The organism is Peribacillus sp. NPDC096447, assembly GCF_044762725.1.
In the GTDB taxonomy this organism is placed as follows: Bacteria; Bacillota; Bacilli; order Bacillales; family DSM-1321; genus Peribacillus.
In genome coordinates this window covers 110044-124373 of record NZ_JBIWEV010000004.1, presented here as the reverse complement: position 1 = coordinate 124373, position 14330 = coordinate 110044, and the positions used below count along the sequence as shown (strand labels likewise).

Annotated in this window: 16 protein-coding genes; 8 read left to right on the top strand and 8 right to left on the bottom strand. The window is 44.2% G+C overall.

What is annotated here, in order from left to right; genetic code table 11:
* Positions 1-37: 37 nt before the first annotated feature.
* Positions 38-1543 carry a leucyl aminopeptidase gene (locus ACIQZD_RS14980; RefSeq protein ID WP_402904044.1) on the top strand — a complete coding sequence of 502 codons (1506 nt, stop codon included), beginning with the start codon at positions 38-40 and terminating at the stop codon, positions 1541-1543.
* A gap of 59 nt (positions 1544-1602) precedes the next feature.
* Here the strand turns inward: ACIQZD_RS14980 and ACIQZD_RS14975 are convergent, their stop codons facing one another.
* A complete protein-coding gene (locus ACIQZD_RS14975; RefSeq protein ID WP_402904041.1) occupies positions 1603-1932 on the bottom strand; it encodes a YuzC family spore coat inner layer protein in 330 nt (109 codons plus the stop codon).
* A 320-nt stretch (positions 1933-2252) separates the two neighbouring features.
* Here ACIQZD_RS14975 and ACIQZD_RS14970 point away from each other — a divergent pair, with 320 nt between their 5' ends.
* The 6 genes from ACIQZD_RS14970 to ACIQZD_RS14945 all read left to right on the top strand — a co-directional run bounded on the left by ACIQZD_RS14970 (position 2253) and on the right by ACIQZD_RS14945 (position 7151).
* The gene (locus ACIQZD_RS14970; protein ID WP_352928015.1) at positions 2253-3002 is read left to right on the top strand and encodes a GTP cyclohydrolase II; all 750 of its coding nucleotides are present in this window, start codon (positions 2253-2255) and stop codon (positions 3000-3002) included.
* A gap of 13 nt (positions 3003-3015) precedes the next feature.
* A complete protein-coding gene (gene ribD / locus ACIQZD_RS14965; protein ID WP_402904037.1) occupies positions 3016-4110 on the top strand; it encodes a bifunctional diaminohydroxyphosphoribosylaminopyrimidine deaminase/5-amino-6-(5-phosphoribosylamino)uracil reductase RibD in 1095 nt (364 codons plus the stop codon).
* Between the two features lie 24 nt (positions 4111-4134).
* Positions 4135-5232 carry an FAD-dependent monooxygenase gene (locus tag ACIQZD_RS14960; protein ID WP_402904035.1) on the top strand — a complete coding sequence of 366 codons (1098 nt, stop codon included), beginning with the start codon at positions 4135-4137 and terminating at the stop codon, positions 5230-5232.
* A gap of 15 nt (positions 5233-5247) precedes the next feature.
* Positions 5248-5811 (top strand): 5' nucleotidase, NT5C type, encoded by a 564-nt coding sequence (locus ACIQZD_RS14955; RefSeq protein ID WP_053536731.1) that lies wholly within the window; start codon positions 5248-5250, stop codon positions 5809-5811.
* Positions 5812-5939: 128 nt separating this feature from the next.
* The gene (locus tag ACIQZD_RS14950; protein WP_402904031.1) at positions 5940-6338 is read left to right on the top strand and encodes a hotdog fold thioesterase; all 399 of its coding nucleotides are present in this window, start codon (positions 5940-5942) and stop codon (positions 6336-6338) included.
* 93 nt (positions 6339-6431) lie between these two features.
* Entirely contained in the window at positions 6432-7151 is a 720-nt protein-coding gene (locus ACIQZD_RS14945; protein ID WP_402904028.1) for an MOSC domain-containing protein, read from the top strand.
* A 53-nt stretch (positions 7152-7204) separates the two neighbouring features.
* Here the strand turns inward: ACIQZD_RS14945 and mnhG are convergent, their stop codons facing one another.
* The 7 genes from mnhG to ACIQZD_RS14910 are packed head-to-tail and all read right to left on the bottom strand — an operon-like array spanning position 7205 to position 12933.
* Positions 7205-7543, bottom strand: coding sequence for a monovalent cation/H(+) antiporter subunit G (gene mnhG / locus ACIQZD_RS14940; protein ID WP_402904025.1), 339 nt, complete (start codon positions 7541-7543; stop codon positions 7205-7207).
* Positions 7527-7799, bottom strand: coding sequence for a Na(+)/H(+) antiporter subunit F1 (locus ACIQZD_RS14935; RefSeq protein WP_402904826.1), 273 nt, complete (start codon positions 7797-7799; stop codon positions 7527-7529). Before ACIQZD_RS14935 ends, mnhG begins: the two co-directional genes overlap by 17 nt.
* An 11-nt stretch (positions 7800-7810) precedes the next feature.
* Positions 7811-8287 (bottom strand): Na+/H+ antiporter subunit E, encoded by a 477-nt coding sequence (locus ACIQZD_RS14930; protein WP_402904022.1) that lies wholly within the window; start codon positions 8285-8287, stop codon positions 7811-7813.
* A 6-nt stretch (positions 8288-8293) separates the two neighbouring features.
* Complete coding sequence (locus ACIQZD_RS14925) at positions 8294-9775, bottom strand: Na+/H+ antiporter subunit D (protein ID WP_402904019.1); 1482 nt, start codon at positions 9773-9775, stop codon at positions 8294-8296.
* Complete coding sequence (locus ACIQZD_RS14920) at positions 9768-10109, bottom strand: Na(+)/H(+) antiporter subunit C (protein ID WP_076368129.1); 342 nt, start codon at positions 10107-10109, stop codon at positions 9768-9770. Before ACIQZD_RS14920 ends, ACIQZD_RS14925 begins: the two co-directional genes overlap by 8 nt.
* Positions 10109-10531, bottom strand: coding sequence for a Na(+)/H(+) antiporter subunit B (locus tag ACIQZD_RS14915; protein ID WP_402904016.1), 423 nt, complete (start codon positions 10529-10531; stop codon positions 10109-10111). The genes ACIQZD_RS14920 and ACIQZD_RS14915 overlap by 1 nt, the downstream gene beginning before the upstream one ends.
* Positions 10528-12933, bottom strand: coding sequence for a Na+/H+ antiporter subunit A (locus ACIQZD_RS14910; protein ID WP_402904013.1), 2406 nt, complete (start codon positions 12931-12933; stop codon positions 10528-10530). Before ACIQZD_RS14910 ends, ACIQZD_RS14915 begins: the two co-directional genes overlap by 4 nt.
* 330 nt (positions 12934-13263) lie before the next feature.
* Between ACIQZD_RS14910 and ACIQZD_RS14905 the strand changes: the two genes are divergently transcribed.
* Complete coding sequence (locus ACIQZD_RS14905; RefSeq protein ID WP_350300447.1) at positions 13264-13821, top strand: DUF5366 family protein; 558 nt, start codon at positions 13264-13266, stop codon at positions 13819-13821.
* Positions 13822-14330 lie beyond the last annotated feature (509 nt).

Here is a 14330-nt window from a genome sequence, read left to right as displayed (position 1 = left end):
GTTATAATGGATGTAATCGAATGGAGGAGGTAGCAGAATGTTCACAGTAAAAGATTCCTTGAATATAGATTTGATTGACGAATGCCTGATTCTAGGCGTATTTGACAGACCCGTAAAATTCTCAGGCATAGGAAAAGAAGCGGATGAACGATTGGACGGCCAGCTAACAGAGTTAGTGAAGGAGGGAGAAATCTCTTCCAGGAAAAAATCAGTGGTCAAAATACATACATTAGGTAAATTAGGCATAAAGAGATTGATTTTTGTAGGGTTGGGCAAGGAAAAGGAGCTATCCTTTGAAACGCTCCGCGAAGCGTTGGGAAAAGCTCGTAAGACGATAAAAGAATCCAAGATTACGACACTTTCGATCGCTTTGGATACATTCACGACTGAAAATCTGGATGCGTTGGATGCAGCGCATGCTTGTTCTGAGGCTTTCGAACTTGCTTCCTATAAATTTGACGGATACAAGCAAAAGTCGAACCAGGTCGAAAAAAGCCTTGAATCGATTACGGTTTACAGTGAATATGATCAAGAAGAGGTCGGTGCCGCGCTTCATGTAGGGAAAATCTTCGGAAGGGCGACGAACTCAGCGAGGACATTGGTCAACACGCCAGGCAATTTATTGACTTCCACGGATTTGGCGGATTATTCATCTGCCTTGGGTGAACGTTATGGTTTTGAAGTGGAGATCCTCGAGAAGGAAGATATGCTTAAGTTGGGAATGGGTGCACTCCTTGCCGTCAATCAAGGTTCGGTCGAGCCTCCGAAAATGATCGTCCTGAAGTATCAAGGTAAGGATGAATGGAAGGATGTTATCGGGTTGGTAGGTAAAGGCATAACATTCGATACGGGTGGATACTCATTGAAAACGAAGGCCGGAATCGTTGGAATGAAGACGGATATGGGCGGTGCGGCAGCTGTTTTGGGCGCGATGGAAATAATTGGAGAGTTAGGACCGGACCAAAATGTCGTGGCTGTCATTCCTTCCACTGATAATATGATCAGCGGTGATGCATTCAAGCCGGATGATGTGATCACTGCCATGAGCGGCAAGACGATAGAGGTATTGAATACGGATGCGGAAGGCCGGCTGGTTTTGGCGGATGCCATGACATACGCTAAACATCATGGTGCAGACTATCTTATTGACGTTGCCACTTTAACGGGTGGTGTCATAACCGCGCTGGGCATGGATATGACGGGTGCAATGACAAATGACACGGAATTCTATGAACAAGTGGTCAAAGCCTCAGAGGAGGCCGGGGAGCCCATTTGGAGATTGCCGATTACAGAAAAGGATAAAGAGCGGGTACGCAACAGTAAAATAGCGGATTTGAATAATTCACCTGGAGGAGCAGGACATGCGATCATGGGCGGGGCCTTCATCGGCGAATTTGCCGAAGACACTCCGTGGGTCCATCTGGATATTGCCGGAACATCCACAACATCGAGCAGCTCTGAATTGTGCACGGCGGGGGCTACCGGTGTCATGGCACGAACGCTTGCACTATTGGTCGAAACCTTTGAATCGAAAACAAGATGAACCCAAATATCCGAAGCCGAAAAAAGGCTTCGGTTTTTTTACCAAAAAGGTGTTGGACGTTATATATCCCTCCATTTCAAGCTGACGATGATATGACAGTTTTCTTCCCCTGCTTTAGGATAGAAATCAAAACGGATCCCATCGGGGTTATACGTGATATCAGGTTCGTTCTTAATTCCTATCTTTTTGATCATATCGATCACGACATTCATTTTCGATGATTGGGCAGCAGTCATCAACCTGTTCGAGAAGGGTTTGGATGTGGCTAAAGTATCCATGACTTTTTTTACATCAACCATTAAGGATTGCGAGGTCTTTGCCGATTTAACTAGCATATCCGGATTGGGTGCCGAGTAGGGACGCAGTGTTCCTTCCCATTCCCGATTCATATTCATTGCTCCGGCGTGAGGCGGAAACAGGATAGGGTCATATAAAAAATAAGGGAAATCCTCCAAAAGGTTTCCTTCCTTTCCTTAAGTCTGTCTATAGACACGTTTTCGTTATACGTTAAAATATGTATAAAGGCCAGCCGATATGATAGCGGTTTGGGAATGACCTTTCTTCTGCAAAAAAACTTCTTGAAAATTATGATAAAGACACACTATTATTTGTAAACTGCTTCATTGACAGGTATAGTGTATAGTAATATACTTACTTACCTAAAGTAAGGAGAAGGCACACTATAAATTATAAAATAGGTGATGTTAACATGAAAATAACCGAGGAAACAAAAAACCTTTTAATAGATAAAATGAATATCATAAAAACACCGGGAAAAGCTGATATATGCCTTGTAGGGCCTGTGAACCTGCCTGTTGAGCAAGGAGATTTCTCAACGGTTTTCCAATGGTATACATGGCTACAGCTTGACGGCGCGGATAATGACAAGGAAGCGGTGCTTGATTCGCTTTCTGAAGCCAACCTCGCTTTCGGACAGCAATCCTCCGTATTGGTGTATGGTGACTTTAAAAAGTCGGAGGATGCACTTGTCCGGATGCATAGCATCTGTCACACAGGTGATATCTTCGGCAGCAAACGCTGTGATTGCGGCTACCAGCTCCACCAATCTATGAAGATGATAGCCGAGCATGGGTGCGGGGCCATTTTTTACCTTGCGGACCATGAAGGAAGAGGGATCGGCCTGTTTTCCAAATCTCTTGCCTATTTGCTTCAGCAGGAAGGTTATGACACGGTCGAGGCGAATGAGGCTTTAGGATTCGAAGACGATACGCGATCTTACGAGGGAGCCATCCGCGTGTTGAGGGAACTGCGCGAGGATCCGGTGACTTTAATCACGAACAATCCCAAAAAGCTGGACGCCCTCACGAAGCATGGACTTGCGGCGAAGGACCATATTCCGCTTTGGGGCGGTTTGACGGAAGATAATAGTTTCTATCTCGATACAAAGGTTAAGAAGTCTGGACATATTCCCGAAAAGAAGCCAACTTTGATTGTATAAGGAGAGCTATAGTATGAATGATGATCAATATTACATGAAGCTGGCACTGGATTTGGCAGCCAGTGCAAAAGGAAAGACGAATCCGAATCCTGTGGTCGGAGCAGTCATAGTCAAAGACGGTGTGATAGCCGGGACAGGGATCCACCGTAAAGCGGGTGAACCGCATGCGGAAGTACATGCTTTCAAAATGGCGGGTGAGTATGCAGAAGGTGCAACGCTATATGTGACTCTTGAGCCTTGTTCCCATTATGGGAAGACTCCACCTTGTGCAAATTTGGTGAAAGAATCAGGTGTCCGGCGGGTTGTCGTGGCTACTCAAGATCCGAATCCGGAAGTAGCCGGCAGGGGGATATCGATCATAAAGGAGGCAGGCATTGAGGTTGAAGTTGGTGTCCTGGAAAAGGAAGCTCAAAGGCTGAATGAACGTTTCATTCACAATATGCTGACTAATCGTCCATTTGTCATATCGAAGTATGCGATGACGCTCGATGGAAAACTTGCAACCCACACAGGTCATTCAAAATGGATAACAGGAGAAGAATCACGTCACTCCGTTCATTTGCTGCGTGATGAGGTGGATGCCATTCTCGTTGGAATCGGGACTGTGTTGGCCGATGATCCATCACTGACGACCAGACTTCCGGAGGGTGGAGGGGAAAATCCGATCCGGATCATTTTAGACAGTGAATTACGGGTTCCCTTGGATGCCAATGTTGTACAAGCATCAGATGCGAAAACCTTGATCGTAACGCAGGAAAATGCACCTGCGGATAAAATGGACCTTTTACGTGAAAGAGGGATCGAATTCATTTTTGTCCCCAAAAACGAGACGGGACTGAATTTAAGGGCTTTGATGGAAGAGCTGTATAAAAAGGGGATTACGGATGTCTTGCTGGAAGGCGGAAGCGAAGTGAATGCTTCATTCCTTAGGGAAGGGCTCATCGATAAATTCTTGATTTATATAGCCCCTAAACTATTGGGCGGAAGAAACTCACTAACACCGTTTACTGGAATGAATGTGGATACGATGGATGAAGCGATGGATGTTTCCTTCTCTGGCGTGGAAACGTTTGGTGAGGACATACGCATCACGGCTTATCCTAAATAAAAAATAGACAACAGGTGAAGAGGCATGTTGGTTAAATCAGATGTATGCATAGTCGGATCAGGACCAGGAGGAGCGCTGCTAGCTTACCTATTGGCCAAGCAGGACATTTCAGTCGTCCTGCTTGAGAGGCATTCTGAGGTTTCAAGGGAGTTCCGGGGCGAGTTCCTGAACGATGAAGGAGAGGGCATTCTTAAAAAGTACGGTTTATTCGAGAGTGTGGAAAGACTTGGCTTGCTAAGGATGGAACAAATTGAATATTGGCATGACGGCCAACTATTCAAAAGGATTTTCCCGGAATTTCCTATAGACCATGTTGGGATACATGTCCCTCAAAATCATCTGCTTACAGCTATATTGAATGAAGCTGAAAAGCTGGACTCTTTTCAATTGATGATGAATACGAGGGTTACTGACTTGATACAGGATGAAATGGGCCGGTTTACGGGTGTCAAGGCTCGAAAGGGCGGAAATGACCTGGAAGTGCAAAGTTCATTGATAATCGGAGCGGACGGCAGATTTTCCATCGTTCGAAAAAAAGCTGAGATACCAGTCGTGATTAAAAATCATGGCTATGATTTACTGTGGGCAAAAATTCCTGCTCCGGAGGGATGGAAGCCTTCGATCAAGATGGCATTGGTCAATGGCTCCCAGGTTGCCCTCTTTACCCAGGCTGGAGGTTTCATCCAAATTGGCTGGAATATAGAACATGGTTCATTTCCCCATTTGCGAAAGCAGCATTTTGAACCGTTCATAGAAGATTTGCTTTTTGCCTTTCCTGAATTAAAAAAGGTTGTGTATGAAAATATCCGCTCTTGGCAGGACTTCATTTTATTGGATGTTTACAGCAGCTATTGTGAAACGTGGACAAAGGATGGCGTTGCTTTATTAGGTGATGCAGCCCATACGATGACACCTACAGGTGCTTTCGGCCTCAATTGTGCCATGAAGGATGCCGATATATTGGCCGAGCTTATTTCTGGATGCATCCGGCAGGAGGATACTGGCTTCCTTGGACTTAAAATGGCTGAGCCAAAAAGAAAAGCCGAGATTGAAAGATTACAGGCCATTCAGGTGGACAAGGAAATTTCCTTCGAATCACAGTTTGCCGCAGCTTATGTTTAAATAGGAGTGAAGGATATGAAATTCGGTTTTGATATTGACGATACCCTTATTAACTTGAGGGAGTTCGCGTTCCATCTTTATAATGAAAAGCTTAATACGAACATAGAGTTAACGAAATTCAGAGCTTTAAAGACGTTGGAGATCCATGAAGCTTTCGGGCTTGATAAAGAGGCTGGGGGCAAGATGTGGAACAGCCTTGCCGATGAAGTGTACTATTCATCATGTCCAGCCTTCGAGGGCGCAGTGGAAACGCTGCAGGAGCTTGAACGCGATGGCCATGAAATCTATTACATCACCGCCAGAAAAGCGGAGCATGGTGAACGGACGAAGAAATGGCTGATTGAAAACGGCTTTCCGGTTAAGGATGACCATTTTTACTGCGGGATGAAGGATCATGAAAAAATTGATACGATCCGCAAATTGGAATTGGATTATTATTTTGATGATAAACCGGCAGTGCTGGAAACGTTATTGGATATTCCAACGAAAGTGTATGCAATGGATAACTCCTATAACAGGGAATTGGATATTCCAAGACTGACAAACTGGTTTGAATTAAAAGAAATCCTCTCCAAATAATACAATTCACATTATTGACGGATGACTTGATAGACTTGGGTCATCCTTTTTTTGTATACTAATATGAATAGCGATTCATTTTATTGATGTAAATAGCAGGAAAAAACATGAGGGTCGGGGGTATTGGGATGGAGAGAAATATTGAAAAGTCGTTGATAGGCACGCTTGGGATAGAAATGAAAGAAGTCGGTGATGGGAAAGTCATTGCGACGATGCCGGTGGATGAACGAACTAGGCAGCCGTATGGTTTATTGCATGGGGGAGCGTCCGTTGCCCTTGCGGAATCCGTTGCAAGCTTTGGCGGAATGCTGCTGGTAGATAGTACTAAACAAGCTGTCGTCGGCCTTGAAATCAATGCCAATCATGTTAGGGGCGTTCGTTCCGGTGTTGTTACCGCAGAAGGGAACATCATCCATCGCGGGAAGACGACGATGGTGTGGGACGTGAAAATCCGTGATGAAGAGGATCATCTTATCTGCATTTCACGCTGTACATTGGCGGTTATCGACTTACCAAAGCCAAAGTGAATCAAAAGAAGATTTCAATGGACGCAATGATTCTACAGTGTCCGGTTTAAGTGTAAGATGGCAGTAGACTATTGTATGAAAAGAGGTTTTTTTATGCTGGTGGGTCATATACAAGAAATCACCCGTCATCCCGTAAAATCATTCACTGGTGAACAGGTACAGAAAACGAAGGTGATGGACTATGGACTATATGGAGATCGCAGTCATGCCTTTAAAGATAAAAATGGGAAGTTCCTGACGATAACCCAAGTCCCGGAAATGGTCCGTTATCAAGCTGTTTTTTCTGGTGAGGAAACCCTTGGCCAATATCCGGAAATCAAAGTGAATACACCTTCAGGAAACGTGCTGACATGGGGAGAGGAAGCCTTTCAGGAGGAAATGGACCGATTGTTAAAACAGGAGGCAGAACCCGTTGTTTATCACCCTGCACATATTCCGTTAGGAGCGATTGAAGAAGAAAACATCCTGCTTGTCAGTGATGCCTCGATTGGCGAATTGACAAAACTTTGGGGAAAAGAACTGGATGGCAGGAGATTCAGGCAAAATTTGGTGCTATCTTTAGTGAACAAAACGCCCTTTTTAGAAGAGAAATGGTTCGGAAAAAGGATTCTAATCGGAAATGAAGTGGAATTGGAGATTAAAAGGCATTGTGAACGCTGTATGATCATAACTGTCGATCCAAGCGATTCCCAGAGAGATCCATCACTTCTGAAAACTGTGGTCAAGGAAAGGAAAAATCATTTTGGCGTATATGCCTCGGTCATGCAAACAGGTGAAATCAGAGTGGGCGATGAGGTATTTTTAAAGGATTGAGACAGAAAAGAGCTGCCCCTGTAATCAGGGCAGCTCTTTTGCAATGGCTGGAATCACCGGTTTTTCTTTAAATCATCCTGGACACTCCGATCCCACATTTTTACGCCAGTATGATAAGCTGAGCGCATGATTAAATGTCCGGCAACAGGGCTGGTCATGAAGATAAAGATGATCGCGAGCACGACCCGGAAATCGAAATGGCTATGTTTATAATAAAAATATAATAAGGTGCCGATCAGGATGAACATGATTCCAAGTGTCGAGCTTTTTGAGGCAGCGTGATTTCTTGTATAGACGTCGGGCAGCCGGATGATGCCGAAAGCCGAGACTAAAAAGAGAAAGACTCCCATTAAAAGGAATAGGGCCGATAGGATTTCAACGATTGCGGTCATCTTCGATTATCTCCCCTTTCTCAAGGAATTTGGCGAAAGCGACCGTTCCAATGAAAGATAGGATTCCGAGCAGAAGAATGGCTTCCAGATATGCGCTTGTATCCATGACAATGGAAGCAAGTGCAACGATTGCGATAAGATTAATTCCCATTGCATCGAGTGCGATGACCCGATCCGGTACGGAAGGCCCTTTGATTAAACGGTATAAGAATCCAATCATGGAAAGCGAAACACCTAGCAGCGAGATTTTAAGCATTAGATCGAACATTATTTGCTCACCTCCATAATCGCTTTTTCAAATGTATTTTTAATGCTGTCCACGGCCTCAACTTTATCGGCAATATCCATCGCGTGGATATAAAGAATCCGATTATCTTCCGATACTTCAACGACAAGTGTTCCTGGTGTCAGTGTAATTAGATTCGATAGTATCGTAATTTCCCAATCCTTGGTTAGCACGGTTTCAAATGCGAATATGCCAGGTCTCATATCCAGGTTCGGTTTAAGCACGGCCTTAAGGACGCTAATGTTGGAAAGTATGAGTTCCCTTGCGAATATGAGCAGCAATAGAACGACGGCATTCACCCTTTTCAAGTAAAAACGATCATTGAAAAAATGACGGAAGACGAACATGATGCCGAGTCCCAATATATATCCGATGATAAAAGTGCTCCCGTTAAACTCATTTTTCAAAAACATCCAGATAACCGCAAGGAACACATTCAGTAAAATTTGGAATGACATCAGGCACTACTCCTTTAAAACCGCTTTGTTATAGATTTCGGGATTCATTAATGAATCTACAGCTTGTGTTATGAATGGGTATATCGATTCTGTTCCTACTCCGAATAAAACGGAAATGATGACAAGGAGTACGGCAGGAACCAGCATTTTATTTACCTTTTCATTAGATAAGACATAATCAGCTTTTGGAGTTCCCCAAAAGCCATTCATGAATATTTTCATGACGGAATATAGGACCATCAAGCTCGAAAGCAAGACAACGGCCATTCCTAAGTAGGCCCCATTTTCTGCTGCTCCCTGAAGAATCAGGAGCTTGCCGGCAAAACCGCTGAACGGCGGAATTCCCGCCAATGATATGGCAGCTATGAAGAAGGTCCATGCAACGGCAGGGTATTGCTTGATCAAGCCGCCCATGTTCCGCAAATCATCCGATCCGCTGATTTTGATCATGATGCCAACCAACAGGAAGAGTGCAGCCTTGATCAGCATGTCATGAATGATATATAGAATGGATCCCGATAAGGACTGTTCATTCATGACGGAGATTCCGAATAGGATAACCCCGACGGCGATGATGATATTGTAAATGATGATTTTTTTTACATCCCAATAGGCTATAGCACCAATGACGCCGATGATGATGGTCAAGATAGCAAGTATCGCAAGGAAAGTATGGGTGAAATCCTGGTCATGATAAAACATGAGTGTATAGGTCCTGAAAATAGAATAGATCCCGACCTTTGTCAGCAATGCCCCGAATAGGGCCATCACTGGAATGGGCGGAGCATAATAGGAACCGGGCAGCCATTGGAAGAGCGGGAAAATGGCTCCCTTCAAACCGAATACGATCAGAAAGCCAATCGCTATCACCGAGATGATTCCAGGCTGGTTGACTTCCGTTATCCTCTGGCTGATGTCCGCCATGTTCAATGTGCCTAGAACTGAATAAAGATACGCCACCATGATGACGAAAAAGGAAGAGGAAAGCACATTGACGATGATATACTTCAATGATTCCCTCAGTTGGATTTTTGTCCCTCCCAGTACAAGCAGCACGTAGGAAGCCATCAGCATGACTTCGAAAAATACGAATAGATTGAAAAGATCCCCCGTTAGGAAGGCACCGTTTACTCCAATCAGCAAAAATTGAAATACAGGATAATAATAATGTCTTTCACGTTCTTCCCCTATGGAGTAAAACGAGTAAAGCAGTATAGCAAATCCAATGACATTCGTGGTCAGTACGAGCAGCGAAGAAAGCATATCTGCGACGATCACGATCCCGAATGGGGCATCCCAGCTGCCGACACCTAAAGTCAGGATCCCCTGAGTATGGACCATAAACACTAGATAAAGGGAAATCGCAATCCCGATAAGAGAGGAAGTAAGGGATATACCTCTTTGCAGCGTGATTTTCTTGGCTAAGAAAATGAGAAGGATGCCTGTGAAAAGCGGCCATAAAACAGGCATGAAAGTAAGATTATTCATTCGCTTCCGTACCTCTCATTTCTTCCATGTCATCCGTACCGAGTTCCTGGTAGGTCCGATAAGCAAGTACCAGCAGAAATGAAGTGACTCCGAAACTGATGACGATCGCCGTCAAGATAAGCGCTTGCGGAAGCGGATCGACATAGGATGCAGCTTCATCACTTAGCAATGGAACGGAACCGCCTTTCAAACCGCCCATCGTCAAAATCAAAAGGTGAGCGCCGTGACTGAGCAGCCCAGTACCGATTATGATTCTTAATATGCTTTTGGAAAGCATTAAATAGGTCGCACACATAAATAGTATTCCAATGACAATGGCCATTAAAAGTTCCATTATTCACTCTCCCCTATCGTTTGAATAATGGTCATCGTTACACCAACAACCACAAGATAAACACCCAGATCAAAAAGTACCGCGGTATGAAGCGAGATGTGCCCAAGGAGCGGTAAATCAACATAATGATAAACATGTGTCATGAGGGGCACCCCGAAAAATAGCCCACCGGCTACGGTCAGGCTTGATATGAACAAGCCTGACCCGATCATTAATTTATAGTCAATCGGCAAGATGCCTGTGACGGTTTTAATGTCGAAAGCGAGCAACAGCAGGACAATGGCGGCTGAAGTCATTAACCCGCCGACAAACCCGCCTCCTGGCGAATAATGCCCGCCTAAAAAGATGGCTACCGAAAACAGCAAGATAACAAAGGCGGCGACTTTCGTAACCGTTTGGAGAATCAGGTCATTTTGCTTCATGATTTATCTTTCCCCCCTGTCAAACGCAATTTGATCATCGCGAATATTCCGAGCGCAGCGATGGAAAGGACACTGATTTCAAACATCGTATCAAGTCCGCGGAAGTCAACGAGAATGACATTTACGACGTTTTTCCCGCCTGCTTCCTTATAAGCATTTTCAAGATAGTAATTGGATATGGAATCAAATAGTTTATTGCTATGTGCCGATAAGGCAATCAATGTCACGATGATCCCTACACCAATGGATATCAGGGCATTATTCAGCTTGAATGTCATCCGTTCTTCCTTTCTGCTTGCCATTAAAGGAAGGTGGAAGAAACAGAGCAAAAACAGCGATACCGAAATCGTTTCGATGACTAGTTGAGTCAAGGCTAAATCCGGTGCCCGCAGCAAAACGAAAAATAGGGAAATCGTATAACCGACAGCTCCTAAGATGATGATGGAAGTTAAACGGGATCTTGCAAACAGAATGGCGACCGAGCCAATCACGATGATAGCAGCTAATACCGATTCATATATGCCGATCCGGGCAAAATTCCCTGTATCCATTTTAAATGCATCCTTCCAAAAGAGCGTAAAGCCCAAGGAAAGAATGAAGAAAAGGAAAATTGAAAGCAGATACGTCCGAATAGAACCTGTCATTAATACTTTCATGACGATGGAAGCTGAGCGTTCGAGCCCTCTTACCCCGTTATCATACAAAGCATTCAGGGATATACGTTCAGGAATCCACTGAGTGATCTTCTGCCACTTCGGAAGCGTTTTGTATAAAAGGATTCCAAATACTATGATGCCGATGGTCATCCATACTTCAGGTTGGAATCCATGCCAGAAGGCGATATGGACTTGGAAATCCGGTCCCGCCAAGCTTGGCTGTATGCCGGCTACCGCAGGTTTAATGATTGATGAAGATAGCAAGTTTGGAAAAATACCGAAAACGATGACCAACGAAGCAAGGATGATCGGGGATATCAGCATCCCGATTGGCGCCTCGTGGGGCTTCTTTTCCAATAGTTGTAACTGAAGTTTGCCTGTAAAGGGTTTGAGCACAACGATCATGCTATAAATAAAAGTGAATACACTGGCTACCCATGCCACCACAGGGAACAGAACCCCCCATGTCTCCATATTGAAGATATTCAATTCCAATACATCCACCATGCTGGCCAAGAACATTTCCTTGCTCAAAAAACCATTGAAGGGCGGAAGTCCAGCCATTGAAAAAGCACCTATGACAGCGACAGTGAAAGTGATCGGCATCAACTGCATCAATCCGCCTAGCTTTCTGATATCACGTGTACCGGTTTCATGATCAATGATGCCTGCAACCATGAAAAGGCTGCCTTTGAAGGTCGCATGATTAATCAAGTGGAATACTGCTGCAACCGTAGCTGCCAAGTATATATTTTCCCCTAAAGATTCATAGTGAAGGGCCGCCGCACCTAGTCCCAAAAGCGACATGATCAATCCGAGCTGACTGATGGTGGAAAAAGCGAGAATCCCCTTTAAATCAGTCTGCTTGATAGCAGAGAATGAGCCCCAGAACAGGGTGATCAATCCGGCGATCGAAACGAGCCAGAACCATAATCCTGATTCTGCAAAAACAGGGCTTAATCGGGCAACCAAATAAATTCCGGCCTTGACCATTGTGGCGGAATGAAGGTAAGCACTGACCGGTGTCGGGGCTTCCATGGCGTCAGGAAGCCAGATATGGAAAGGGAACTGTGCGGATTTAGTGAACGCGCCAAGCAGCACAAGCAAAAGTGCAGAAACGAAGAGCGAGTGGTCCATAAGTTCCCCGCTTTGGGCAATCAATTCACGTATGCTGAATGTGTTCCCCATAACGGAAAGGAGAATTATGCCACCAAGCATGCTTAAGCCTCCAAGCACAGTGATCAGCAGGGATTTCTGCGCTCCATAACGTGAACGCTCCCTTTCATTCCAATATCCTATCAATAGAAAAGATGATAAACTCGTGAATTCCCAAAACGAATAAAGGACAATTAGGTTATCGGATAGGACGACACCAAGCATTGCTCCCATGAAAAGCAAAAGGAAGACGTAAAATTGGTTCAGCTTTTCTTTCTCTTTCGATAAATAGAAAATTGAATACAGAACGACGAGTGAACCTATACCTGTAATGAGCAAGGCGAACAAAAGCCCTAGTCCATCTACATAGAAATCAACATGAATTCCGAGAGAAGGAATCCATGTTGCCCTTTCCATAATGATTTCCCCTTGTTTGGTCAAGGAAATGAACCTTGAAAAATAGGTGAAAAGGAGAATCGGTAAAATCAAAACAAACCATCCTGTGTGTATTTGTCGAAATAGTTTGTACAATATTGGTACAATAAGTGCTAATAGAAACGGTGATAATACCGCCCAATGAAGTAAAGACATAAACTCCCCCCTTTTTTAAAACGAAGTCAGTCGTCTTATTATGCTTTTTTCGCGCAATCCTAGACGTTAGGAAATCTTCGTTGAATATGTATTTTATTATCGAATGCTTGTCTCGCTTAAAATTATAACGCAATTTATGTGGGTTTGCATGGCATTAAAAACGGTGAAGGCCAACTTGAATGATGTTTTATATATAGGTAGAAAAGGAGGGGAAACCCACCTGAAAAATTTATTGAAAAAAGTTTTTCCAGGTTGAATTAGGAAAGTATCATTGTGAATGGTGGATTATCTTGCATAATATGGGATAAAAGACGCGTGGATGGAGAAACCATGAAAAACACATATTTACTTAGCTATTTACCAATCATTTCAATTCTATTATTCAGCCTCTCCTTTGCCATTTATGGGGAAATGCAAATGCTCTCTTTATTTGGGAATTTGGGAATCTACCAAGGGATGCTGGAGTTTTTTTCTGAAACCGGCATTAAGCTGGCGCTGCTGATCGTATTGCTCTTATTATTCTTCATGGTTTTTGCCGCATTGAAGCTTATCTCCGATACGATATTGGAGCTGTCTTTATTATTCTTTTCCAAGGATTCTGAAGGTAAAGCCCTGAACAGTGTAAGAAAGGGGTCTGTCATATATGTGATTGGCGGTGCCTGTTCATTGTTCAGTGTTCAATTCATCATCGGGCTTGGGTCCATCTTTATCGCAACGAATGTCGTGGCTTTAATTTATTTTGTCAATAAGTTAAGCCCGAGCTTGAATTTGTCGAGGTTAGTGGGATTGGTTTTCTTTCCAATCTTTGTTTGGACAGCACTGATTTCAATAGTCGCTTATGCAGGATTGAAGCTTTATAACAGCGTCATTGCAAGCCTTCCCATATAGCCATAAAAAAGAAGGTGGCATCATCGGACCTTACAGACTGTAGACAATAATGGAGTTGCCTACAGTTTTTTTGAAGAAATGTACAATTAATTGAATTTGATTTCCACTCCAGGCACTCGCTTTCCGCGGGCGGTCCGGGAGCCTCCTCGGCGCCAGCGCCTGCGGGGTCTCCCTTTGACGCGCTTTTCCCGCAGGAGTCTCGTACCTTCCGTTCCAATCCAATCAACTTTGTTTTAACATTTAGATGGAACTACTTTTGTCTACACAACAGGAAGGTGCCATTGGACTGTAGACAAAGTCGATAATAATGGAGTTGCCTTATAGTTTTTTGAGGGAGTGTAAAATTAATTGAACGTTGATTTCCACTCCAGGCACTCCCTTTCCGCGGGCGTTCCGGGAGCCTCCTCGGCCCCAGCGCCTGCGGGGTCTCCCTTTGACGCGCTTTTCCCGCAGGAGTCTCGTACCTTCCGTTCCAATCCAATCAACTTTGTTTTAACATTTAGATGGTA

Excerpts from the sequence above, each read along its gene's own strand:
- ACIQZD_RS14925 (WP_402904019.1), bottom strand. The coding sequence starts at position 9,775 with ATGAATAATCTTACTTTCATGCCTGTTTTATGGCCGCTTTTCACAGGC.
- ACIQZD_RS14910 (WP_402904013.1), bottom strand. The coding sequence starts at position 12,933 with ATGTCTTTACTTCATTGGGCGGTATTATCACCGTTTCTATTAGCACTT.
- ACIQZD_RS14935 (WP_402904826.1), bottom strand. The coding sequence starts at position 7,799 with ATGCTTAAAATCTCGCTGCTAGGTGTTTCGCTTTCCATGATTGGATTC.
- ACIQZD_RS14920 (WP_076368129.1), bottom strand. The coding sequence starts at position 10,109 with ATGGAACTTTTAATGGCCATTGTCATTGGAATACTATTTATGTGTGCG.
- ACIQZD_RS14945 (WP_402904028.1), top strand. The coding sequence starts at position 6,432 with ATGCTGGTGGGTCATATACAAGAAATCACCCGTCATCCCGTAAAATCA.
- ribD (WP_402904037.1), top strand. The coding sequence starts at position 3,016 with ATGAATGATGATCAATATTACATGAAGCTGGCACTGGATTTGGCAGCC.
- ACIQZD_RS14905 (WP_350300447.1), top strand. The coding sequence starts at position 13,264 with ATGAAAAACACATATTTACTTAGCTATTTACCAATCATTTCAATTCTA.
- ACIQZD_RS14930 (WP_402904022.1), bottom strand. The coding sequence starts at position 8,287 with ATGTCATTCCAAATTTTACTGAATGTGTTCCTTGCGGTTATCTGGATG.
- ACIQZD_RS14960 (WP_402904035.1), top strand. The coding sequence starts at position 4,135 with ATGTTGGTTAAATCAGATGTATGCATAGTCGGATCAGGACCAGGAGGA.
- ACIQZD_RS14970 (WP_352928015.1), top strand. The coding sequence starts at position 2,253 with ATGAAAATAACCGAGGAAACAAAAAACCTTTTAATAGATAAAATGAAT.
- ACIQZD_RS14915 (WP_402904016.1), bottom strand. The coding sequence starts at position 10,531 with ATGAAGCAAAATGACCTGATTCTCCAAACGGTTACGAAAGTCGCCGCC.
- ACIQZD_RS14975 (WP_402904041.1), bottom strand. The coding sequence starts at position 1,932 with ATGAATCGGGAATGGGAAGGAACACTGCGTCCCTACTCGGCACCCAAT.
- mnhG (WP_402904025.1), bottom strand. The coding sequence starts at position 7,543 with ATGACCGCAATCGTTGAAATCCTATCGGCCCTATTCCTTTTAATGGGA.
- ACIQZD_RS14955 (WP_053536731.1), top strand. The coding sequence starts at position 5,248 with ATGAAATTCGGTTTTGATATTGACGATACCCTTATTAACTTGAGGGAG.
- ACIQZD_RS14980 (WP_402904044.1), top strand. The coding sequence starts at position 38 with ATGTTCACAGTAAAAGATTCCTTGAATATAGATTTGATTGACGAATGC.
- ACIQZD_RS14950 (WP_402904031.1), top strand. The coding sequence starts at position 5,940 with ATGGAGAGAAATATTGAAAAGTCGTTGATAGGCACGCTTGGGATAGAA.